The following is a 22,224-nucleotide window of genomic DNA, read 5'->3' as shown; positions in this document are numbered from 1 at the left end:
CCGCTTGTCGCGCAAGCACCTTATTTTCCCACAGGGAAAAAGAGTGTTCATAAAGTATTTATATTTAGCCAATCGTGGCGCATGAATATTATGTTTTTGTGTATGATTGATCAACCCCTGTGTTTGATTTGGCATAAGTGGCTGGCGTGGCAGGCTGCGTCTCGCCGTTTAACGCGACAAAGGTGTAAAGTTTCTCGCTGAAACGCGATAAAAACTACTAAAATGGCACAATGTAACAACTGTGTCACACGGCTTTGTTACAGCCAAGTTAAGAACCGAACAGGAAGCAGTTGTAATTAGTTGTAATTGCTATTCCGATTACATGACCACTGTGCCGGGGCGGAGCGTCAGTTCCGTCCTTGGCGCCGCCAGACTTGTTATATAAATTGCAGTACTATATCTATGAGACTGTTTTGCGACATCAATAGATGGTACTATTTTGAAATGTTGCAGTTTTAATAGTGAGACTTGCGCGTAGCATTTGCAAAGGAAGAAAATGCGAACTGCATTTGAAGCGTGGGCGCAGCGTGACGGCCACATTGTGCGGCGAAGAGAAGACAAACCGGATGAGTACCTGATTTTCGAAACCCAGCGTCGCTGGGTTATCTGGCAGGCAGCTCTGACGCATGGCAAGACGGCGGCCAAGCCGCGCGTGAGCGCGGCCGAAAAGGCGGCGAAAGCCCAGCGCGCGCTGGAAATGTCCTCCGATGAGGCGACCGTGCGCAACAAGGTGCTCAATGAAGTGCTCGATGCCTTCAGCGGCGCCGATGGCGCTGCCGGCATGGAAGGCATATTGAAAGTGATCCAGGGCCTGAAGATGAAGCAGAAGGCACTGGCCGACGACAAGAGCGAAGATTCAACGGCTTGAGGGGACGGCGATGCGTTATCGACACTACAAGGGCGGCATTTATGAACTGGTGTGCGAAGCCACGCTGGAGGCGGATCTGACGCCGATGATCGTGTATCGCGCTGCGGACGGTTCCATCTGGACCCGGCCGAAAGACGTGTTTTTTCAACTGATCGAAGTCGAAGGCGTCATGGTCCAGCGTTTCGCTCCCATCAACTGATGGCCGCCTGCGTGCGTGCCCGGGATTATTTCATGCGTAAATTGCTGCCTGCCGCTTTGGTGCTGGGCTTTGCCTGCACCGCGGCGCATGCCGAAACCATCGGTTCGGTCGACACGGTGTTCAAACTGATCGGCCCTGACCACAAGATCGTCGTCGAAGCCTACGACGATCCCCGTGTCGCTGGCGTCAGCTGCTATCTGTCGCGCGCCAAGACCGGTGGCATCAAGGGCGCCGTCGGCCTGGCCGAGGACAAGGCCGATGCGGCCGTCGCCTGCCGCCAGGTGGGTCCGCTGCAATTCAAGGGCAAGCTGCCGCGCCAGGAAGAAGTATTTACCGAGCGTGCCTCGATCTTCTTCAAACATGTGCGCGTGGTGCGCATGGTCGACAGCAAGCGCAATGCGCTGGTCTACCTTGTGTATTCCGACCGCCTGATCGAGGGCAGCCCGAAAAACAGCGTCACTGCCGTCGCCGTGCCCGGCGACCAGCCGATTCCCGTGCGTTAAGCGAGCTACCCATGCGTGTGCCGCTGTCTGCCCCCCTTGCCGCCTTTGCCGCCGGGACGCTGCTGTTCGCTCTGGGCGGCTGCGCCACGTTGACCGGCAATACCGAGCAGATGGTGCTGGTGCAAACCATCCAGGACAACCGCGAGCTCAATGGCGCCGGCTGCATCCTCAGCAACGACGTGGGCAAATGGTTCGTCACCACGCCGGGGCGCATTACCATCCGCAAGAGCCCGGAGCCTCTGAAGGTCGATTGCCGCAAGCACGGTTCACCCGCCATCGCCACGGACGATCACATCGATCCCAAGCTCAATGGCAGCGTCTGGGGCAATGTCATCCTGACCCTGGGCGTCGGTTATTTCGTCGACCGCAACACGGGCGCCGGCTTTGACTACCCGTCGATCCTGACCATCGTCATGCAAGACCCGGCCCGTCTGGCGCCGCCGCCCGCGCTGGTTTCCGCGCCGCTGCCAGCTGCCGCCGTGCCGGAGATAGTGGTGCAGCCCAAGGTGGCGCCGTTGCCGATTCCCGATCCCGTCGTCTACTGATTAATGCGCCACGCATGAAAAAACCGCCATGGTCAGTGACCATGGCGGCTGCCTTCTTACGTAACGACGCCTGACAAAACCGTAGCGAGCGGGAGCTAGTGGTGGCCGAGAAGCGCAGCTGTACTTTATGTACAGCGAGCATCGCCGGCCGCCAATAGCCCCGCGCAGTAGGTTTGGTCTGGCGTTCTCTTACACGCGGTTGATGAGGAACGTCGTCAGCAGGGGCACTGGACGGCCGGTCGCGCCTTTTGCGCCGCCCGATTTCCATGCCGTGCCGGCGATGTCCAGATGCGCCCAGGTGTACTTCTTGGTGAAGTTTTCCAGGAACGCCGCTGCCGTCACCGAACCGCCGCCTGGCGTGCCGATGTTCGCCAGGTCGGCGAAGTTCGACTTCAACTGTTCGTTGTAGGCTTCTTCGATCGGCATGCGCCATGCCGTGTCGCTCGACTGTTTGCCCGCTGCCAGCAGTTCATTGGCCAGCTGATCATGCGCCGCATCGCTGCGCGTAAACAGGCCGCTGTTGTGGTGGCCCAGAGCGACGACGCAAGCGCCCGTCAGGGTGGCGATATCGACCACGGCTGCCGGCTTGAAACGCTCGGCGTAGGTCAGCGCGTCGCACAGCACCAGACGGCCTTCGGCATCGGTGTTCAGCACTTCGATGGTCAGTCCGTTCATCGAGGTGACGATGTCGCCCGGCTTGGTGGCGCGGCCTGACGGCATGTTTTCGCACGCGGCGATGACGCCGATGACGTTCAGCTTCAGGTTCATTTCGCCGATGGCGCGGAAGGTGCCCAGTACCGAGGCGGCGCCGCACATGTCGTACTTCATTTCATCCATGCCAGGACCGGCCTTGATCGAAATGCCGCCCGTGTCGAAGGTGATGCCCTTGCCGACCAGGACCACTGGCGCATCCTTGGCCTTGCCGCCCATGTGCTTCAGGACGATGAATTTCGGCGGCTGTTCGCTGCCGTTGGTGACGGACAGGAAGCTGCCCATTTTCAGCGCTTCGAGCTGTTTGCGGTCCAGCACTTCGACTTCAAACTTGTAATCCTTGGCCAGCTGCTTGGCAGTATTGGCCAGGTAGGTCGGGTTGGCGACGTTGGCAGGCAGGTCGCCCAGATTGCGCGTCAGGTCGGAACCGTTGGCGATGGCGATGGCTTGCGCCAGCGCGCCGCGCGTGGCGCTTGTTGCCGGCGCCGACAGGACGATCTTGCGCACGCCTGCTGGCACCGGATCTTTTTTGCTTTTTTGCGAGTCGCAGCGGTATTCGCTGTCGTGGGCGGCTTGCACCACGCAACGGATTGCCCAATTTACGTCGCGCTCTTTCACTTCCGTCAGCGGTAATGCGATAATGGCGTCCGCAGCGCCCAGCGAGCCGAAAGCCTTGAGGGCCGCTTGTACACCGGTAGCGAAGCTTTTTTCGCTGACAGTTTCATCGCTGCCCATGCCTACCAGCAGAACACGTTCGGCGGCGACGCCATCGACTGCGCGCAGCAGCAAGGTGCTGCCTGGCTTGCCGCTGATGTCGCCGGACTTCAGCGCAGCCGAAATCGCACCCTTGCTGTCCAGCGATTTTGCCGCTGGCGACAGTTTTTTGTTTTCGAATACCGCAACCGCGATGCATCCGCTTTTGGCCGTGCCGAGGGTGCTCTTGGTATCGAATGCTTTTATGCTAAAGTCCATTTGGTTCTCCGTTTTCATTTACTAGTAACGTGTTACTCAACTAACTGACCCGAATTATAAACTCCGAATGATCTTTCAACGCGCCCTTCGACGTGAATTGGCTAGTGCCGCCGGGGCCACCTTCACTGTTTTGTTCAGCATCCTGCTCACCTGGATGCTGATCGGTATTCTCGGCAAGGCGGCGGGCGGCAAGATTGCGTCGGCCGACGTCATGTCGCTGATGGTTTTTTCCGCCCTGATGCAGCTGCCCACCATCATCATCCTTACCGGTTTCATTTCGGTGCTGATGGTCGTCACGCGCAGCTACAAGGAGTCGGAGATGGTGGTGTGGTTCGCCTCCGGCCTGAGCCTGTCGCGCTGGATCTGGCCCGTGCTCAGCTTCGGCCTGCCGCTGGTGCTGGCCACCGGTGTCCTGAGCCTGTACGCCACGCCGTGGGCGCAAAAGAAAAGCGATGAATATGTGGCGCGCTTTGAAAAGCGCGAAGACCTGCAGAAAGTCACGCCGGGCCAGTTCCGCGAATCGGCCGGCAGCAACCGCATCTTCTTCGTCGAGGGCGTCAGCGGCGAGAAGAACGTGGTGCAGAACGTCTTCGTCAATACCGTCGATGCAAAAGGCAGCGCCGTCGTCGTCGTCGCCAAGGAAGGCGTGATCAATACCGACGCCAAGGGCGAACGCTTCCTGGTGCTCAAGAGCGGCCGCCGCTACCAGGGCGTGCCGACGCAGGCGGACTTCCAGACCATGGAATTCGAGCAGTACATCATGCGCATCGAGAGCAAGCAGCAGGAACTGGGCGCGGAACTGGGCGTGCGCGCGATGAGCACCATGGCGCTGGTCGCCGATCCGAATCCCTACACCATGGCCGAATTGCTGTGGCGCGTCAGTGCGCCCATGATCGGCCTGATGCTGATCCTGCTGGCCATTCCGCTGGGCTTTGTCAATCCGCGCGCCGGCAGTTCGGCCAACCTGATCGTGGCCCTGCTGATTTTCTTTACGTACAGCAACCTTATCAAGGTCGTCGAAGCGAGCGTGAAACAGGGGCGCCTGACATTCGGCCTGGCCTGGTGGCCGCTGCACCTGCTGGCGGCACTGGCCGTGGTGGCGCTGTTTGCGTGGCGCCTGAATGTGAATCACCGCTATCATCCGCTGGTCCTGCTGGCGTCCTTCAAGCGCGCGCGCCGCGCCGGCAAACCAAGTAAAGCGGTATCGAAATGAAGATTTTACAGCGCTATTTTGCGGTCTCGATATTCCAGGCGGTGCTGTTCGTGCTGCTGGCCTTCTTGGCACTGCAAGCCTTCATCGACCTGACGGGCGAGCTGCCCAAGGTGGGCCGCAATGGCTACACCATCCAGTATGCCTTCCTGTATGTGCTGGTGCTGGTGCCGGGGCATGTGTACGAGGTGATGCCGATCGCGGCACTGATCGGCACGATCTACACGATGGCGCAGTTTGCGGCCAGCTCCGAATTTACCATCATGCGCGCCTCGAGCATGTCGACGGCGATGGCGGCCGGTTTCCTGTTCCGCATCGGTATCGTCTTTGTCGTCATCACCTTCATCTTTGGTGAGCTGATCACGCCGCGCACCGAGCCGCTGGCCGAACGCCTCAAGCTGACGTCGCGCGGCGCGGCCGTGTCGAGCGAGTTTCGCTCGGGCCTGTGGACCAAGGACATGGTCAAGAGCGACGGCCTGACGGGCACCGTCACCGGCTCGCGCTTTTTCAATGTGGGCGAAGCGCGTCCGGACGGCCAGCTGAAAAACGTCAAGCTGTATGAGTTTGATACCGATATGCGTTTGCGCACCCTGACCGTGGCCAAGGGGGCGACATATCAGGGCAATAATATCTGGCGCCTGACCGACGTGACGGAAACCTCGTTCTCGAACAGCGCGGCGACCTCGCCCGGCTTTGAACCGAAGCTGGCGAACTACTTTGGGCAGGAAACGAGTCTGGTGCGCACGGTGCAGAGCGCGAGCAAGGACATGACGTCGGAAGTGACGCCGAAGATCCTGACGGTGTCGGCTTCCGATCCCGAGCGCATGTCGGCCAGCGAACTGGCCGTGTACACGCGCCACCTGGCCGAGAACAAGCAGGAAACCGAGCGTTTCCGCATCGCCTTCTGGAAAAAGCTGATCGATCCGCTGGCTATCTTCGTGCTGATGGCGCTGGCGCTGCCATTCGCCTACATGCACACGCGCAGCGGCGGCATCAGCCTGAAGATCTTCATCGGCATCATGATCGGCGTGAGCTTCATGCTGGTCAACACCCTGTTTTCGCATCTTGGGTTGCTCAGTACCTGGCCGGCCTTCCTGACGGCGGTGGCGCCGAGCACCCTGTATCTGCTGCTGGCGCTGGGCGCCCTGTGGTGGGTGGAAAGACACTAATGGAGACGAACGTGCAACAGGCACTGATTTTGTTTGCCCATGGCGCGCGCGCCGCATCGTGGGCCGCGCCCTTCGAGCGCCTGCGCGACCTGACCCAGGCGCGCATGCCCGGCACCAGCGTGCACCTGGCCTTCCTGGAGCTGATGACGCCGCGCCTGCCCGAACTGGTGGCGACCTTGCTGGCCGAGCTGCCCGCCGGCGCCATCCTGGACGTTACCGTGGTGCCGGTGTTCCTGGGGCAGGGCGGGCATGTGCTGCGCGACTTGCCGCTGTTGCTGGAAGAACTGCGCCAGCAGCATCCGGCACTGCGCCTGAAGGTGGTCGAGGCGGTGGGCGAGAACGCCAGCGTGCTCGCTGCCATCGCCGATTACTGCGTGGCGGCGCCAGGCTCCAGCCCTCGCCCTTGAGCGGCATCGACATCGTCTACCTGTGGGTTGACGGCGCCGATCCCGCATGGCGCACGCGCCGGCAGCACGCTTATGCCGCCTGGGCGCAGGCGCATCCCGGCCAACTGGCCCTGCATGGCAACGTGGCGGGGCGCTATCGCGACAACGGCGAACTGCGCTACAACCTGCGCGCGCTCGAGCGCTTCTTCCCCGGCCACGGACACATCTACCTGCTGACGGACCGGCAAGTGCCCCACTGGCTGCGCGTCTCACCGCGCCTGACGGTGATCGACCATGCCTGCCTGATGCCCGATGCATCCCTGCCCGTGTTCGACTCCGGCCATATCGAATCGTACCTGCACCATATTCCTGGCTTGTCCGAACGCTTCCTGTACCTGAACGACGACGTTTTTTTTGGCGCGCCGTTCGAGCCCGCGTTCTGGTTCGGGGAGGAAGGGGAGGGGCGTCTGAGCGTGTTTACGGAGAGTGCGCTGCAGCCCGATTTGCAGGGCTTGCGCGCCGACGTGGCGGCGCCCGTCAATTGCGCCACCTTGTCGCGGCAATGGCTGTCGGCGCAGTACGCCGATTACCGGCATGAGCCGCGCCTGTATGCGCATGCGCCGCGGCCCATGCTGAAAAGCGCGCTGCATGAATTGGAAGGGCTGGCGCCGGCCATGTTTGCCGCCGTGCGCGCGACGGTGTTCCGCTCCTGGCAGGTGCCGGCATTGCTGCCCGACCTGGTGCCGCGCTGGATGGTGCATCTGGGCGTGGCGCGGGCGCGCATGCTCGACCCGCTGCATATCGCCAGCGGCGATGTGGATGCGCCGCAGCAGCTCGAGGCGCTGGCGGCACGTTTCGGCCGTTTGCCGTTTTTCTGTATCAACGATACCTGCGACGAGGCCGACGATGACGATCCGCGCCTGCTGCGCGTGGCCGCGACCTTGCAACGGCTGCTGCCGCTGCCATCTTCCTTTGAAATTTGAAGACGGTTAAGCCGCTTTTTTCTTCGGCGCCAGGCTGATGCGGGCGGCGGCCGTGGTGTCGGACAGCGACGCGAGAAACAGCAGCAAATAGGCGCCCAGTTCGAAGACTTCCTCGCCCAGCAGCGCGTAAGCATCCGGCATGCCGTGAAATACCTTCTTGTCGAAAGGCCAGCCAGCGACCATCAGCAAGCCGCCGATGGCCGTCAGGATGGTGATGCGCATGCTGAAAATCAGGCCGGGGTGGGCAAACACCTTGCGCGCACGCGGTGCAAAAAAGATCAGCACGCGTATCAGGATCAGCAATTCCACCACGCGCAGGGCTTTTTCCAGTTGCGCCCAGGCGGGTGCCGTGCCGAACTGGTCGATATCGAGTTCGCGCAGCAGGAAACCGAACAGCAGGGCCGACAAGCCCGCATGCATGAGGAAACGCAAGGACTGGCGGTCAGGCTCTTGCCATGCGCGCACGCCGTGCACCGTGCAGGCCAGGGCCAGGAACAGCGCCTGCAGCCATTCCAGCAAATGGTTTTCATCGTCGATATTCGGGAACACCGTCCACAGGGCGATGGAGGCGAGCATGCTTAGCAGCACAGCGCTGGCGACGCCGACATTGCTGCGGCTGAGCGAAGTCAGGGCTTCGCGCATGGAGGTGAAATTCATGGTTGGATCGTAAGGCTAAAGTTGCGCGGCGGCGGTATTGCAGCCTGCGGGCGCAGCTTTTTTCGGGGAGACTGCTGCGCGGTTCCCGTCAACGGGGAGGCCGCACAGCAAGCGCTATGGCGGGTTGTAGCGGGGATTTCATTGCTATTACGCAATAACTTCTCGAGAAAAGATGCGTGAGCATCGTATCATGTTTCTTTTGAAGACGTCGGTTACTGACTTTAAAGTCGGTAAAATACGCTGTATTTATTTATTCAGGCATGGCGCGCCAGAACAGCAGCGTCATCTTCGATGGACTGATGCGCGCGCGCGGCCATGGCGTCGCCCAGCATCACCAGCACGGGGCCGTGGGTATCGCCCAGGCCATGCGCCAGGGCGCTCAGCGTCAGGCGCACGATGCGTTGGTCCGGGCGGCTGCAGTTTTCGATCACCACCACGGGCGTGTCAACGCGCCGGCCCTGGGCCAGCAGGCGCTGCGCCGTGGCGATGGCTTCGCGCCCGCCCATGTATTGCACCAAGGTATCGCAGTCGGGAATGCGCGTCTGCTCCGGTTCGCCCGGCGCCGTGCTGGAGGTAAAGAAAGCCACGCTGCGCGACACGCCCCGTTTGGTCAGCGGTTGCTGTGTGGCCGCCGCGGCAGCCAGGGCCGTGGTAATGCCGGGCACCACTTCGACGGCGATGCCCGCTTCTTCCAGCGCCCGCAGTTCCTCGTCGGCACGGCCGAACAGCATGGGGTCGCCGCCTTTCAGGCGCACCACGACGGCGTGCTTGCGCGCATTGTCGACCAGTTGCTTGTTGATGAACGCTTGCGCCGTCGACAACTGGCCGCAGCGCTTGCCGACAAGAATTTTTTGCGCCTGCGGGCACAGCTCCAGCATCTCTTCGGTGACCAGCGCGTCGTGCAGCACGACGTCCGCTTGCGCCAGCAGGCGCGCGCCGCGCAAGGTCATCAGGTCTTGCGCGCCGGGGCCGGCGCCGATCAGGTAGACCTTGCCGGGGAGAGATGGGGAGTTGTTCATGGTGCTTGCCTTCCTCAGTCGAGACGGATCATTCCCGCCGCGACGGTTTGGTGGGTCACTTCATCGATCAGGATAAACGCACCCGTGGCGCGGATATCGGCATACGCGTCGGCCGCCAGCGCCTGCTGCACGTTCAGGCTGATGCGCGCGATATCGTTCAGCTTCAGGCCTTCGGCAGGATGGCGCTGTTGCGTATTGATATCGAGAATCGACTCGATCGCCGTCACCTTGGCCGCCGTCTGTTTCGTGCCGTGCTTGATCCAGTACTTGCGGCGCAGGTCCAGTGCGTCTTCCGACAGCCAGCACACGTCGGCCACCACCTGTTTCAGCAGGGTGGCGGGGCGTTCGCTGCTGGCCAGCAAGTCGCCGCGCGAAATATCGAGGTATTCATTGAGCAGCAGGGTGACGGACTGGCCCACCACGGCCGTCGACAGTGAGCCGTCCAGCGTGACGATATCCTTGACTGTTGCCGTCTGGCCAGACGGCTGCACCACGAGGGTGTCGCCGATGCTGACCTTGCCCGCTTCGATGCGGCCCATGTAGCCGCGGAAGTCGTTCGCTTCGTGGCCGTTGTGGCGCGCCACCAGCTGCACCGGGAAGCGGAAAGGCGTGTCGTGCGATTCGTCGTAGACGGACAGTGATTCAAGCAGCTCGATCAGGGTCGGGCCCGTGTACCAGCCCAGCTTGTCGCCACGCTCGACGACGTTGTCGCCCGTCAAGGCCGACAATGGAATCGGCGTGATGTCCTTCAGACCCAGCGACTGGGCGAATGTGCGGTAGGCAGCGACGATGCGGTTGTACACCGTCTCATCGTAGTCGATGAGGTCCATCTTGTTGACGGCGACGACCACGTGCTCGATCTGCAGCAAGTGGGCAATCGTCGAATGGCGTTTGGTCTGGATCAGCAATTCCACGCTGCCATCGTCACCGAGTTTGACTTTCGACACGTCGATCAGGATGATGACGGCGTCGGCCGTCGAGGCGCCAGTGACCATGTTGCGCGTGTACTGTTCATGGCCCGGCGTGTCGGCGATGATGAATTTGCGTTTCGGCGTGGCGAAATAACGGTAGGCCACGTCGATGGTGATGCCTTGCTCGCGTTCCGCTTCCAGGCCGTCCGTCAGCAGCGACAGGTCGACCGTGTCGCCCACCGTGCGCTTGTGCTTGGAGCGCGACATGGCGTCGAGCTGGTCGGCGAAGATGCCCTTGCTGTCGAACAGCAAACGGCCGATCAGGGTGCTCTTGCCGTCATCGACGGAGCCGGCCGTGATAAAGCGCAACATGCCGCGTTCAACGCTATCGGTGAGAGTGGTGTTGGAGATTGCTGCGTTCATTAGAAATACCCTGCTTTCTTGCGTTTTTCCATCGAGGCTTCGGAAGTCTGGTCATCCATGCGGGTGGCGCCCCGTTCCGTGATTTGCGTGATTGCCGTCTCGGCGATGATGGCGTCGACCGTTGCCGCATCGGACGACACGGGGCAGGTGCACGAGATATCGCCCACCGTGCGGAAGCGCACGACTTGCGTTTCCACCGTTTCGCCTTCGCGCGGCGGCGTCAGGTCCGTCAGCGGCACCAATAAACCGTTGCGCGGGATCACCTGGCGCTCGTGCGCGAAGTAGATCGGCGGCAATTCCAGCTTTTCGCGGGCAATGTATTGCCACACGTCCAGTTCGGTCCAGTTCGAGATGGGGAAGACGCGCATGTTTTCACCGGGATGCACGCGCGTGTTATACAGGTCCCACAGCTCGGGACGCTGGGCTTTCGGGTCCCAGGCGCCGAATTCGTCGCGGAAGGAAAAGATGCGTTCCTTGGCGCGGGCCTTCTCTTCATCGCGGCGCGCGCCGCCGATGCAGGCGTCAAATTTATGTTCGGCGATGGTTTCCAGCAAGGTCACGGCCTGGGCCGCATTGCGCGAATCCGTGGCCGGGTTGCGCAGGCGCACCGTGCCGCGCTGGATCGAATCTTCGACGGAGCCGACGATCAGGCGTTCGCCCAGTTCGGCCACTTTCTTGTCGCGGAAAGTGATGACTTCCGGGAAGTTGTGGCCCGTGTCGATATGCACGAGGGGGAATGGAAACTTGCCTGGACGGAAGGCCTTCTCGGCCAAACGCAGCAGGACGACGGAATCCTTGCCGCCCGAGAACAGCAAGGCGGGGTTGGCCGATTCGGCCGCCACTTCGCGCAGGATGTGGATGGCTTCCGATTCAAGGCTGTCGAGGTGACGCTGGTTCAAAATATTGCTCATATGGGGTGCTTTCTTGTTCTGCTGAGTCTGTTGTGTCTGTTCAGGCTGCCACGGATTTGATGCGTATCAATTTGCCGTCCACCATGTGCAGGCCGCATTCCTTGGAATCCGGGTTTTCCCACCACCAACGTCCGGCCCGTACATCTTCGCCCGGCTGCACGGCGCGCGTGCACGGTTCGCAGCCGATGGACGGGTAGCCCTGGTCGTGCAGCGCGTTGTATGGCACGTCGTTGGCACGCAGATAGTCCCACACATCCTGCTCGGACCAGTCGGCCAGCGGATTAAATTTCGTCATCGCATGTGCCGCGTCGTCTTCCTGCACGTGCAATTCGGCGCGCGTGGTGGACTGGGCGCGGCGCTGGCCCGTGATCCAGGCCATGTTGCCGGCCAGGGCGCGGCCCAGTGGCTCGACCTTGCGGATGCGGCAGCATTCGCGGCGCATCTCGACGCTGTTGTAGAACGCGTTGAGACCGTTCTGTTCCACGTAGGCCGCCACCGCTTCCGGCTGCGGGCGGTACAGGGTGATGTCGTGGTCGTAGCGGGCCTTGACCTTGTCGAGCACGGCCAGGGTTTCCTGGTGCAGCCGGCCTGTTTCCAGGGAAAAGATGCCGATGGGCAGCTTTGCCTTGAGAATCATGTCGGTCAGTACCATGTCTTCGGCTGCCAGGCTGGACGCGAACACGGCCGGCGAAAAGTCCGCCGCGATGCGTGTCAGCGTTTGCTCGGTGGCGTCAATCAAAGAAGTCAAATCGCTCATGATTGGTCCTCAGATGCCGGCCGCGTTGTCGAGGTCAGGATTCTGGCCTTCGCGCTGATGGCGGCGGAACAGCGGCGATTTCTGATCCCACGAGGCCTGGTAAGTTTCCGAAAAGACCGATAAACCTTTCAGAGCGTCATGGATGCTGCGGTCGGGGCGTGTCGCATACGCGTCGAAGCCTACCCGGTGCATGGAAAACAGCTGGTCGCGCAGCACGTCGCCGATGGCGCGCAATTCACCCTGGAAACCCAGGCGGGCGCGCAAGTTGAAGGCGATCGAATAGCCGCGGCCATCCGTGAATTTCGGGAAGTCCACGCCGATGACGGGCAGTTGCGCCACGTCGGCGGCCAGTTCTTCCGGGCGCTCGTCGCTGGCCAGCCAGACGCCGATGTCGGGCAGGCGCGCCAGCAGGGTGTCGCGCTGGGCTTGCCACACGGGCAGCGGCACGATGACCTTGCCGGCTGGCACGACGACCGTTTCCGGCGTGTCGTTTTCATCGAGGCGCAGCAAGCCCCAGGTATTTGGCACCACGGCGGCGTTCTTGATGATTTCTTCGCGTACTTCAAACATATTCGTCTTCTCCCACCAGGTTGCCGACCGTGATCGGCGTTGCATATACGTGTTCCTTGAACGGCGCCAGGCCCAGGCGCTGGGCCGTATCGACGAAGCGCTCGCCTTCGTGGCGGTCGCGCACGTAGACGTGCAGCAGGCGGCCGATGACTTCAGGCATCTGCAGGGAAGAGAACGATGGTCCGATGATCTTGCCGATGGCGGCGTTGTTGCCTTGCGCGCCGCCGATCGACACTTGATACCATTCGCTGCCATCCTTGTCGACGCCGAGGATGCCGATGCTGCCCACGTGATGGTGGCCGCAGGCATTGATGCAGCCGGAAATATTCAGTTCGATCTCGCCGATGTCGTGCTGGAAGTCGATGTTGTCGAAACGCTCCGCGATGGCGGCCGCGATCGGCAGCGACTTGGCGTTCGCCAGCGAGCAGAAATCGCCACCGGGGCAGCAGATCATGTCCGTCAGCAAGCCGATGTTCGGCGTGGCCAGGCCGTGCGCCTTGGCTTCCTGCCACAGCTTGAACAGTTTCGATTGCTCCACGTCGGCCAGCACCAGGTTTTGCTCATGCGTCACGCGCAGTTCGCCGAAGCTGTAGCGGTCGGAGAGATCCGCCGCGAAGTCGATCTGCTCGGCCGTCGCGTCGCCCGGTGGCACGCCCGTTTTTTTGAGCGACAGCACCACGGCCACGTAGCCAGGGCGCTGGTGTGGCTTGACGTTGCGCGCCAGCCAGTTCACATACGCCTTGTTGTCCGCATGTTCGGCCTTGTAGTCGAGTTCCGGCAGGGCAAGGTAGGCGGGCGGATTGAAAAAGTCCGCCACGCGCTGCATTTCCTCGGTCGTCAATGTTTCCGGACCATCCTTCAAATCGACCCACTCCGCTTCCACCTGGCGCGTGAATTCTTCCACGCCGATGGCTTTCAACAGAATCTTGATGCGCGCCTTGTATTTGTTGTCGCGGCGGCCGTGCAGGTTGTACACGCGCATGATGGCCTGGATATACGTCAGCAAATGTTGCCACGGTAAAAATTCGCGCACGACGCTGCCCAGAATCGGCGTGCGGCCCATGCCGCCGCCGGCCATCACCTTGAAGCCCACCTCGCCAGCCTCGTTGCGCACGGCCGTCAAGCCGATGTCGTGCACGGCGATGGCGGCGCGGTCTTCCTCTGCGCCATTGATGGCGACCTTGAATTTGCGCGGTAGGGCGATGAATTCGGGGTGGAAGGTGCTCCACTGGCGCAACACTTCCGCGTACGGGCGCGGGTCGATGATTTCATCGGCGGCGACACCGGCGTACGGGTCCGATGTTGTATTACGGATACAGTTACCGGACGTCTGGATCGCGTGCATTTCCACGGAAGCCAGGTCGGTCAGGATATCGGGAGTCTGTTCCAGCTCGATCCAGTTGAACTGGATGTTCTGGCGCGTGGTGAAATGGCCATAGCCGCGGTCATACTTGCGCGCGATGTGCGCGAACATGCGCATCTGCGTCGACGACAGCAAGCCGTACGGCACGGCGATGCGCAGCATGTAGGCGTGGCGTTGCATGTACAGGCCGTTTTGCAAGCGCAGCGGGATGAATTCCTCTTCCGTCAGTTCATTGGCGATACGGCGCGCAACCTGGTCTCGGTACTGGGCGATGCGCTCTTTGATGATGAGGTGGTCGTACTGATCGTAATGGTACATATCAATTCCTAAAAAAGCCGGGGTACTGGAAGACTGCCTGGGATGATGTTCTTGATACTGCTCTTGTCTTTAATAGATTAGCTTTATTGCCACGCCGGTCAAGGTCATCGCCAGCAGCACGCGTAAAAACTTTTCCGGCACGGAGCGCGCGACCCAGGAACCGAGCGTGATGCCGGGCAGGGAGCCGACCAGCAGCGAGGCCAGCAATTCCCAGTGGATGGAGCCGAGCCACCAGTGGCCCAGGGCGGCGATGGCCGTCAGGGGCACGGCGTAGGCGATATCGGTGCCCGCCACTTCGGCCGAGGTCATGCGTGGATACAGCATCACCAGCAAGGTGGCGCCGATGGCGCCGGCGCCGATCGACGAGATCGTGACCAGAGTGCCCAGCACGGCGCCTGAAATGATGGTCGCTGCGGCAAGCTTATTTCCTTGTAATTGTTTTTCAGGGTGGGCATTGATCCATGTGAGCATGCGGCCCTTGAAAACCAGCGCCACCACGGTCAGCAGCACGGAGCCGGCGATCGAGTAACGGATGATCTGGCCGATTTCCGGCGACAGGGTGCCAAATGATTTCAGCGCCAGGGTCGACACGACGGCGGCAGGCAGGGCGCCGATGCACAGGCATTTGACGATATCCCAGCGGATGGTGCCACGCAGGCGGTGCGTCAGGGTGCCGGCGCTCTTGGTGATCGAGGCGAACGCCAGGTCGGTGCCCACCGCCACGGAGGGCGGTACGCCAAACAGCAGGGTTAACAGCGGCGTCATCAGCGAGCCGCCGCCCACGCCGGTCATTCCTACGAGTAATCCTACGGCAAATCCTGAGACTATATAAGACAAAGTCATGCTTGCACCCCCAAAGTACCCGCAATAGTAATAAACTTAGTGTTTATTCCAAACTACTTAGTACGCATTTGCTTATATGCGATATGCGTATATGCATGAACGCAAAATCATGGGTGGGGCGGAAACTCGGCAAATCACGGCAATCTAGGGCAAACCAGCAATGAATCTCCATCAACTGCGCTTCGTGCGCGAAGCGGTCCGTCAGAACTATAACCTGACGGATGCCGCCAAGGCCTTGTTTACGTCGCAACCGGGCGTATCGAAAGCCATCATCGAGCTGGAGGAAGAGCTGGGCGTGGATATTTTTACACGCCACGGCAAGCGCATCCGCGGCTTGACGGAGCCGGGCCGCCTGGTGCTGGAATCGGTCGAGCTGATCATGCAGGAAATCGACAGCATGAAGCGCATCGGCAAGGAATTCGCGGCCCAGGACAGCGGCAGCTTTACCATTGCCACCACGCATACGCAGGCGCGCTACACCTTGCCCAAGGTGGTGCAAGCCTTCATGCTGAAGTTCCCCAAGGTACGCTTATCTTTGCTGCAAGGCAACCCACGCCAGATCGCCGAGATGGTGCAGCGCGACCAGGCCGATCTTGCCATCGCCACGGAATCGATTGCCGCCATCGATGGCCTGATTACCTTGCCCTGCTATCAATGGGAGCACGTGGTGGTGGTGCCGGTCGACCATCCGCTGCTCAAATCGAAGTCCGTGACCCTGGAAGAAATCGCCGCTTTCCCCCTGATTACCTATGACAGCGCGTTTGCCGGACGCAACAAGATCGACCACGCTTTCGTGCTGCGCGGCCTGAAGCCGGACATCTTGCTGGAAGCCATTGATGCCGACGTCATCAAGACTTATGTCGAGTTGGGCATGGGGATTGGTATCATAGCGGGTATGGCCTTTGATGCCGAACGCGACAAAGGCTTGCGCTCCATCCCTGTCGGCCACCTGTTCGGCATGAATGTGTCGCGCGTGGCCGTCAAGCAGGGAGCGTATTTGCGCAGCTATATTTATACCTTTATCGAGTTGCTGACGCCGACTCTGAACCGCAAGCTCATAGAGCAGGCGATGAGCGGTGATAAAGAGCACTACGAACTATAACAATGCATGAAGTCGGCCGGGCGATGTGCCTGGCCAAGATTATTTAAGAAGAGAAGAAACAATGATTACCGATCAGCTTGCCAAATATTACGCCACCATCGCGCAGCAGTACGAGCGCGTCTATGACAAGCCCGAACGCCAGGAAGACCTGGAAGTGTTGGGTGACAAGGTCGCCGACGTGCTGGAAGGCCACACCGTGCTGGAACTGGCCTGCGGCACCGGCTATTGGACGGAAGTGGTCGCCGAGTCGGCCGAGTCCGTGCTGGCCACCGATATCAACGATGAAATGCTGGCGCTGGCCCAGGCCCGCGGCTTGCCCGACAACGTCACCTTTGCCAAGCTCGACGCATTCAACTTGCCCGATGACTTGCTGGGCAAGTTTACGGCCGTGTTCGCCGGTTTCTGGTGGTCGCACGTCAAGCGCGAAGACCAGGACAAATACCTGAAGCAATTGCGTAGCAAGTTGGGCAAGGACATCCTGCTGGTGCTGATCGACAATTCCTACGTCGACGGCAGCAGCACTGTCATCGCGCGCACCGACCTGGAAGGCAATACCCACCAGTTCCGCACGACGGAGGGGGGCGAACGCTATGAAGTGCTGAAGAATTTCCCGTCGGATAGTCATCTGCGCAAAAAATTTGCCCACTCGGCCCGCGAAATCCGCATGAAGCGCCTGGAACATTACTGGCTGCTGAGCTGCCGCCTGAAATAGGGCCAGCACGGCAAGATAAACCGCCTGCGGGCGGTTTTTTTTCGTCTGTTGTTTTTATGTGACACGGTGTTGTGCCAAAAAGCAACATCTTGTCGATGTCATATTGTTGAAGTATTTCGTGGGCATGATTCGGTTCAGCAGCTAAGCAGCTCAGCAGCAGCTCAACTTGTCCAACCTAATGTAGAGAATCTCAAGTGAAAAAAATTACTCTGGCAGCATTGATCATCGGCACCTTCGCAGCAGCTACGGCGCAAGCACAATCGAACGTTACCGTGTATGGTCTGGTTGACCTCGGTATCGCCAAGACCACTGGCCAGCCGACGGTACAACGCGAAAACAATGCGTCGCGCCTCGGTTTCAAGGGTACGGAAGATCTGGGTGGCGGCCTGTCCGCAATTTTCAACCTGGAAAGTGAATTCCTGGCCGACACCGGCGCGCAAAAGGGCGTGTTGTTCGACCGTCAAGCGTATGTGGGCTTGAAAGGCGCTTTCGGTACCGCCATCCTGGGCCGCACCAAGAATCTGGTCGATGGCACCATCGCCCGCGTCGACCCATTCAACACCTACGGCGTGGTTGGCAAGAACAATGAAACCCTGCTGCGTTCGGGCGTCGGCTCGTCGCGCGTGAACAACGCTGTGACCTACAACAGCCCAAGCTTTGAAGGTTTCGTGGGCAGCCTGCAATACGTGCTGAGCGAAGTCAACAGCGCTGACGCAGGCGTCATCGGCCTGGCAACCTACGACAATGGTCCGATCAGCTTGCACGCCGGCTACGAGAAAGCCGTGCAAGCAACGGCAACGGCAGCCAAGCCGGACCTGTGGTCCATCGGTGGCGGCTATAAATTCGGCCCAGCCAAGATCACGGCCGCCTACTCGAAAGGCGACACCAAGGTGGCTGCCAACGGCGAATTCAAGTCCTACCTGATCGGCCTGAACTACACGGTTGGCGGCGGCGATGCCAAAGTGTCGTATGGCAAGCAAGAGCAAAGCAACAACAAGGTCAAGGATCAGGATACCATCAAGGAATTCGGCGTCGGCTACGACTACCACTTGTCGAAGCGTACCGACGTGTACGCTTACGCTGGCCGCGAGCGCGTCAAGTCGCTGACTTCGTACCAGATTGGCCTGGCACATAAATTCTAAGCATCATTCGATGTGACGAAGTAAAGGCGCCTGCGGGCGCCTTTTTTTGTTATGACGTGGCTGTTTCCATCACTTCCGCCTGCATGGGCAGCGAGATTTCGATGCGTGTGCCGCCCAGTTCGTTATCGGCGCCGATATGAATGCTGCCGTTCAAGCCCCACACCCGCTCGCGCATGCCCAGCAGTCCCAAGGCCGTGGCTTTTTCCAGGTCGTGTTCGGCAATGCCGCGGCCGTCATCCTGAATGGTGATCGCCAGCGAGGAATCGATGCGGTGCAGGGCGATGGTGATGTGGCTTGCCTCGGCATGGCGCGCGATATTCGTCAGCGCTTCTTGCACGATGCGGTAGATGGCCGTGCTGCGCGCGTCGTCGAGCACCAGGTCGGTTTCGTCGGCCAGCAAGTCAAAATGGATGGCGCGGCGCAACAGGAAGTCGTGGCGCAATTTTTGCAGCGCGAAATACAAGCCTCCTTCATCGAGCGCGCGCGGACGCAGGTTGCTGGCGATGCGCCGCAGCGAAGTGATGGCAGTCACCAGCAAGCCGTCCATGCTTTGCAGCAACGCTTGCAGGGACCCGGTGGTGTCCGAGTGCTGGCGCACCAGGGTCAGGTCGCCGCGCAGGGTGGCCAGCAATTGCCCCAGGTCGTCATGCAGTTCGCGCGCGATATGCTTGCGTTCCTCTTCGCGGATCGATTGTAGCGCGCTCGACAATTCACGCAATTGCGAAAAGGAGCGGGCCAGCTGTGCATGCATCTGCTGGCGCGCGCTGATATCGCGCACGATGATGGTAAATACGCTGTGGCCGTCTTCTTGCATGGCCGAGAGCGAGCCTTCGAGGGGGAACATGGCGCCATCGCTGCGCCGTCCCGTCAGGGTGTAGTCGGTGGCGCGCCGGCCCGTCAGGCGCAGCTCCTGGCTGATGTCGCCAAACGGCGGATCGCCCTCGTGCCTGCCGAGGCTGCGCAAGTCGCGCAGGATGTAGTGGCCCAGGTGCCTGCCGCGCATGCCGTCCGGCGTGTCGTCGAACAATCTGGCTGCCGCCGCGTTCGCATGCAGGATGAATTGCCCGCTGTCGATGCTGATGATGGCGTCGCTGGCGCTGTCGATGATGGCTTGCCCGCGCGCCTGCCGTTGCCGGCGGGCTTTCAGCGGAGGAAACAAGCACAGCAATAGTGCCGCCGCCATGCCCAGCGGCAGGATGCGCAGCAGTGTGGGACTGCCTCGGTCGGGCATGGGCTTCTCCTTGCGAACGTGTACGAAGGCAGGCAAGACAGCGATGGAGAGTTGGACTTCATGTAGCCTATGCCTGCTGGGGCGGCGCGGCTTGATGTGGCGCAGGAAGGGGGAGGAAAAGATCAAGGCGCCGCGCCGGCATGGGCCGGGCGGCGGCGCGCGACTTACATTTGCTTGAACAGGTGCAAGAAGCTGCGGCTCACTTCGAGCTTGTCAGATTTGCCTTTGATGAGTACCAGGTGGCGGCCGCGGATGTCGCGCGTCACGCCTTCGATGGCATTCACGTTGACCAGGGTGGCGCGGTGGATTTGCCAGAACAGCGCAGGATCGAGCTCTTCGGCCAGATCGCGCACGGGCTTGCGGATCAGCGCCTCATACTTGGCTGTCTGCACGCAGGTGTATTTCTCGTCAGAACGGAAAAATAAAATCTCTTCCACGGGGATCATGCGCAAGTCCTGGCCGATGCTGGCCTGTATCCATTGCAGGTAGGTGGGCTTGGCCGTGATTTTCTCGGCCAGCTGTGACAGCATGGCCGTGACACTGCTGTTGACGTCCAGCGCAGGCTTGTTCAAATGCGTTTTCAGGCGCTCTACCGTCACCAGCAAGCGCTCATGCTCGGGCGGCTTGAGCACATAATCGACTGCGCCCCGCTCGAAGGCTTCGACGGCGTGGGTATCGTAGGCCGTGACAAAGACGATATGGGTCTTGCTGCCAATCACTTGCGCCGCCTCCATGCCCGTCTTGCCCGGCATGCGGATATCGAGAAAGGCAAAGTCGGGCTTGAGTTGCTCCACCAGTTCGATCGCTTCGTCGCCATTCTTGGCTTCGCCGATGATTTCCAGTTCGGGCCAAGCCTGGCCCAGGCGCAGGCGCAGCTGGTCGCGCATCAGTCTTTCGTCGTCGGCAATAATAGCGGTAGGCATAGGTCTCAAGTGTGAACAGGCGAAGATTGATTATTCAATGATTTAGCGTTTTTATCAACTGTCTTATTTGGACAGCTGATATGGCACTTCGATCACGGCGCACACGCCGGACGGTTGATTTGGCGTAATGGTCAGGCTGCCCTGATCGCCATGCAACAGCTTCAGGCGCTCGCGGATGGTGGGCAAACCCAGTCCCGTGCCATCGCTGGGCACCACGCCAAAGCCCAGGCCGTCATCGGTGACGATAACGCGCAGCTTGCTGTGCGCCACTTCCGCCACGATGCGCAGGGTGCCGCCTTCCGGCTTGACTTCCAGCCCATGCTTGATGGCATTTTCCACCATCGATTGCAGCATCATGGGCGGGAACGCGGCGCTGCGCAGGCCATCGGGAATCTGGAAATCGACGGTCAAGCGTTCTTCCATGCGCATTTTCAGCAGGTTCAAGTACGCTTGCACCATGTCCGCTTCGCGGCCCAGGTTGGTAATCAGCGCGTTGTCGCGCATTTGCGGCAGCACGGCGCGCAGATACTGGATCAGGCTGCGCTGCATCTTGGCCGCGCGCGGTGGATCGACCTGGATCAAGTGTTCGACGGAGGCGAGCGTGTTGAACAGGAAATGCGGCTCGACTTGCGCCTGCATCATCTGCATCTTCGCTTCGCTGAGCTGGCGCTGCATGGATTCGCGTTCGGCCGCCTCATTCGCCGTGACGGTTTCCGCTTCGGCGCGTTTCTTGCCGCCGACCAGGGCTTTCATGGCAAACAGGGCCAATACCAGCAAGGACACAAAACTCTTGAACCAGGTGGAAGCTTGCTGGTGGTAGCGCGACACTTTTTGCTCCGCCGCATCATCGACCGCTTCTTCGATGGCATTCGACAGCTCTTCGCCGATTTGCGGCGGCAATTCAATATGGACTTCTTCCCCTGAAGCATTGGTGGTCACCGGATAGCTGGGTTTGGCGGGGGCGGCGGGCGGTTGAGGCGGCTCCGGCGGTACGGCACTGGCTTGCGCGTCCGCCTCGGCGGCATCGGCCGGATCGCTGGCCGCGTCGGCCGTGCTGCTGCGCCGGTTCTTGCTATTGCGGGGATTGAAATGGATGCCCGTATCGTCGATCAGGATATTGGTATCTCCCGAGCCCTTGCTGCTGCGTTTGTGCGACTTGATGACAACTTCTTCGTCCGGGCTGGACGAGAACAGCTCATCTTGCAAAATGGAGCCGGCGATCAGGGCCAGCGCAGCGAACAGGAAAAATTTCCACCAGGACAGTTGGGTAACCCAGGTCGTCGTCGCGTCGAATGCCCGTTGCAACCAAGCGAGGATGGTTTTCAACAATTGGGGCAGGCTGGAAATCGGAAGCATGGGGGCACTTTCAAGTACAAGAGTTAATCGACGCAGCGGGGAAGTTTAACCCCTTGTTGAGTAGCGTCAGAGTCTGATGTTGGCACTGTGCCTAAAGACCACGAAGTGCGCCAGTCGATTGCGACAGGCTGCACAAAAAGGCGCTTGAAGTGAAGACAAGGCTTGCTGGGCGGTGAGGGCAGGCCGCAGCATCAAAATAGCCCTTGCGGCGTGCGCAGCCCAAGGCTATAATTCGCCCCCTCGCTGAACGATGCATGCAAATGCTGAGTGAAGTGGGAAAAAAAGAAGGTTGACGAAATGCTGAAAAAGCTTCATACTCTCCCTTCTTCGCAGCTGACAAACACAACGCTTTGTCGATAGCGCGAAAGCAGTACCGAATACCGTTCTTTAACAATTAACAGTCGATAAGTGTGGGCATTTGATGTAAGTGCAGCGTCAAT

At 60.4% G+C, this 22,224-nt stretch carries 23 protein-coding genes; 11 read left to right on the top strand and 12 right to left on the bottom strand.

The features are described 5' to 3' along the window. Positions 1–496 precede the first annotated feature (496 nt). The 4 genes from ACP7EG_RS16740 to ACP7EG_RS16725 are packed head-to-tail and all read left to right on the top strand — an operon-like array spanning position 497 to position 2,115. The gene (locus ACP7EG_RS16740; protein WP_096234395.1) at positions 497–868 is read left to right on the top strand and encodes a hypothetical protein; all 372 of its coding nucleotides are present in this window, start codon (positions 497–499) and stop codon (positions 866–868) included. Positions 869–878: 10 nt separating this feature from the next. Then, a complete protein-coding gene (locus ACP7EG_RS16735) occupies positions 879–1,067 on the top strand; it encodes a DUF1653 domain-containing protein (RefSeq protein ID WP_034782199.1) in 189 nt (62 codons plus the stop codon). 32 nt (positions 1,068–1,099) lie between these two features. Continuing rightward, positions 1,100–1,570: a CreA family protein gene (locus ACP7EG_RS16730; protein ID WP_071079295.1), complete on the top strand. Its 471-nt coding sequence runs from the start codon at positions 1,100–1,102 to the stop codon at positions 1,568–1,570. A gap of 11 nt (positions 1,571–1,581) precedes the next feature. After that, positions 1,582–2,115 carry a hypothetical protein gene (locus ACP7EG_RS16725; protein WP_426088529.1) on the top strand — a complete coding sequence of 178 codons (534 nt, stop codon included), beginning with the start codon at positions 1,582–1,584 and terminating at the stop codon, positions 2,113–2,115. A gap of 189 nt (positions 2,116–2,304) precedes the next feature. Here the strand turns inward: ACP7EG_RS16725 and ACP7EG_RS16720 are convergent, their stop codons facing one another. After that, the gene (locus tag ACP7EG_RS16720) at positions 2,305–3,798 is read right to left on the bottom strand and encodes a leucyl aminopeptidase (RefSeq protein WP_426088528.1); all 1,494 of its coding nucleotides are present in this window, start codon (positions 3,796–3,798) and stop codon (positions 2,305–2,307) included. A gap of 67 nt (positions 3,799–3,865) precedes the next feature. Here ACP7EG_RS16720 and lptF point away from each other — a divergent pair, with 67 nt between their 5' ends. From lptF to ACP7EG_RS16700, 4 genes are read left to right on the top strand one after another with little or no spacing between them, the layout of a single operon-like run. Next, on the top strand, positions 3,866–5,011 hold the full coding sequence (gene lptF / locus ACP7EG_RS16715) for an LPS export ABC transporter permease LptF (RefSeq protein ID WP_426088527.1): 1,146 nt from the start codon (positions 3,866–3,868) through the stop codon (positions 5,009–5,011). Continuing rightward, positions 5,008–6,177: an LPS export ABC transporter permease LptG gene (gene lptG / locus ACP7EG_RS16710; RefSeq protein WP_096234398.1), complete on the top strand. Its 1,170-nt coding sequence runs from the start codon at positions 5,008–5,010 to the stop codon at positions 6,175–6,177. The genes lptF and lptG overlap by 4 nt, the downstream gene beginning before the upstream one ends. After that, the gene (locus ACP7EG_RS16705; protein WP_426088526.1) at positions 6,177–6,584 is read left to right on the top strand and encodes a sirohydrochlorin chelatase; all 408 of its coding nucleotides are present in this window, start codon (positions 6,177–6,179) and stop codon (positions 6,582–6,584) included. Before lptG ends, ACP7EG_RS16705 begins: the two co-directional genes overlap by 1 nt. Then, positions 6,581–7,546, top strand: a complete 966-nt coding sequence (locus tag ACP7EG_RS16700) for a stealth family protein (RefSeq protein ID WP_426088525.1) — start codon at positions 6,581–6,583, stop codon at positions 7,544–7,546. Before ACP7EG_RS16705 ends, ACP7EG_RS16700 begins: the two co-directional genes overlap by 4 nt. Positions 7,547–7,552: 6 nt before the next feature. Here ACP7EG_RS16700 and ACP7EG_RS16695 read toward each other — a convergent pair whose 3' ends face one another. The 8 genes from ACP7EG_RS16695 to ACP7EG_RS16660 form a co-directional block, all read right to left on the bottom strand. Next, the gene (locus tag ACP7EG_RS16695) at positions 7,553–8,203 is read right to left on the bottom strand and encodes a hypothetical protein (RefSeq protein ID WP_426088524.1); all 651 of its coding nucleotides are present in this window, start codon (positions 8,201–8,203) and stop codon (positions 7,553–7,555) included. A gap of 254 nt (positions 8,204–8,457) precedes the next feature. Beyond that, positions 8,458–9,222, bottom strand: coding sequence for a uroporphyrinogen-III C-methyltransferase (gene cobA, locus ACP7EG_RS16690; protein ID WP_426088523.1), 765 nt, complete (start codon positions 9,220–9,222; stop codon positions 8,458–8,460). Positions 9,223–9,236: 14 nt separating this feature from the next. After that, positions 9,237–10,556: a sulfate adenylyltransferase subunit 1 gene (locus tag ACP7EG_RS16685; RefSeq protein ID WP_426088522.1), complete on the bottom strand. Its 1,320-nt coding sequence runs from the start codon at positions 10,554–10,556 to the stop codon at positions 9,237–9,239. Continuing rightward, a complete protein-coding gene (cysD, locus tag ACP7EG_RS16680) occupies positions 10,556–11,467 on the bottom strand; it encodes a sulfate adenylyltransferase subunit CysD (RefSeq protein ID WP_071078849.1) in 912 nt (303 codons plus the stop codon). The genes ACP7EG_RS16685 and cysD overlap by 1 nt, the downstream gene beginning before the upstream one ends. Positions 11,468–11,507: 40 nt before the next feature. Beyond that, on the bottom strand, positions 11,508–12,224 hold the full coding sequence (locus tag ACP7EG_RS16675) for a phosphoadenylyl-sulfate reductase (protein ID WP_426088521.1): 717 nt from the start codon (positions 12,222–12,224) through the stop codon (positions 11,508–11,510). Between the two features lie 9 nt (positions 12,225–12,233). Then, positions 12,234–12,794 carry a DUF934 domain-containing protein gene (locus tag ACP7EG_RS16670; RefSeq protein ID WP_096234404.1) on the bottom strand — a complete coding sequence of 187 codons (561 nt, stop codon included), beginning with the start codon at positions 12,792–12,794 and terminating at the stop codon, positions 12,234–12,236. Beyond that, positions 12,787–14,475 (bottom strand): nitrite/sulfite reductase, encoded by a 1,689-nt coding sequence (locus tag ACP7EG_RS16665; RefSeq protein WP_426088520.1) that lies wholly within the window; start codon positions 14,473–14,475, stop codon positions 12,787–12,789. The genes ACP7EG_RS16670 and ACP7EG_RS16665 overlap by 8 nt, the downstream gene beginning before the upstream one ends. A gap of 69 nt (positions 14,476–14,544) precedes the next feature. Further along, positions 14,545–15,318, bottom strand: a complete 774-nt coding sequence (locus tag ACP7EG_RS16660) for a sulfite exporter TauE/SafE family protein (protein ID WP_426088519.1) — start codon at positions 15,316–15,318, stop codon at positions 14,545–14,547. 160 nt (positions 15,319–15,478) lie between these two features. On the opposite strand from ACP7EG_RS16660, the gene ACP7EG_RS16655 reads away from it, so the two are divergent. The 3 genes from ACP7EG_RS16655 to ACP7EG_RS16645 all read left to right on the top strand — a co-directional run bounded on the left by ACP7EG_RS16655 (position 15,479) and on the right by ACP7EG_RS16645 (position 18,274). Next, positions 15,479–16,420, top strand: a complete 942-nt coding sequence (locus ACP7EG_RS16655) for a CysB family HTH-type transcriptional regulator (protein ID WP_071078844.1) — start codon at positions 15,479–15,481, stop codon at positions 16,418–16,420. Between the two features lie 61 nt (positions 16,421–16,481). Next, entirely contained in the window at positions 16,482–17,132 is a 651-nt protein-coding gene (locus ACP7EG_RS16650; RefSeq protein WP_426088518.1) for a class I SAM-dependent methyltransferase, read from the top strand. Between the two features lie 194 nt (positions 17,133–17,326). Further along, complete coding sequence (locus tag ACP7EG_RS16645) at positions 17,327–18,274, top strand: porin (protein WP_141172201.1); 948 nt, start codon at positions 17,327–17,329, stop codon at positions 18,272–18,274. Between the two features lie 49 nt (positions 18,275–18,323). On the opposite strand, the gene ACP7EG_RS16640 is transcribed toward ACP7EG_RS16645, so the two are convergent. The 3 genes from ACP7EG_RS16640 to ACP7EG_RS16630 all read right to left on the bottom strand — a co-directional run bounded on the left by ACP7EG_RS16640 (position 18,324) and on the right by ACP7EG_RS16630 (position 21,784). Further along, a complete protein-coding gene (locus tag ACP7EG_RS16640; protein WP_426088517.1) occupies positions 18,324–19,505 on the bottom strand; it encodes a PAS domain-containing sensor histidine kinase in 1,182 nt (393 codons plus the stop codon). Between the two features lie 164 nt (positions 19,506–19,669). Then, on the bottom strand, positions 19,670–20,428 hold the full coding sequence (locus ACP7EG_RS16635; RefSeq protein ID WP_096234411.1) for a LytR/AlgR family response regulator transcription factor: 759 nt from the start codon (positions 20,426–20,428) through the stop codon (positions 19,670–19,672). A gap of 63 nt (positions 20,429–20,491) precedes the next feature. Continuing rightward, on the bottom strand, positions 20,492–21,784 hold the full coding sequence (locus ACP7EG_RS16630; RefSeq protein ID WP_426088516.1) for a sensor histidine kinase: 1,293 nt from the start codon (positions 21,782–21,784) through the stop codon (positions 20,492–20,494). Positions 21,785–22,224 lie beyond the last annotated feature (440 nt).

Source organism: Janthinobacterium sp. PSPC1-1 (assembly GCF_049897625.1).
GTDB lineage: Bacteria > Pseudomonadota > Gammaproteobacteria > Burkholderiales > Burkholderiaceae_D > Janthinobacterium > Janthinobacterium tructae.
The sequence above is the reverse complement of the archived record's forward strand: the minus strand, read 5'-3'. Positions and strand labels throughout refer to the sequence as shown.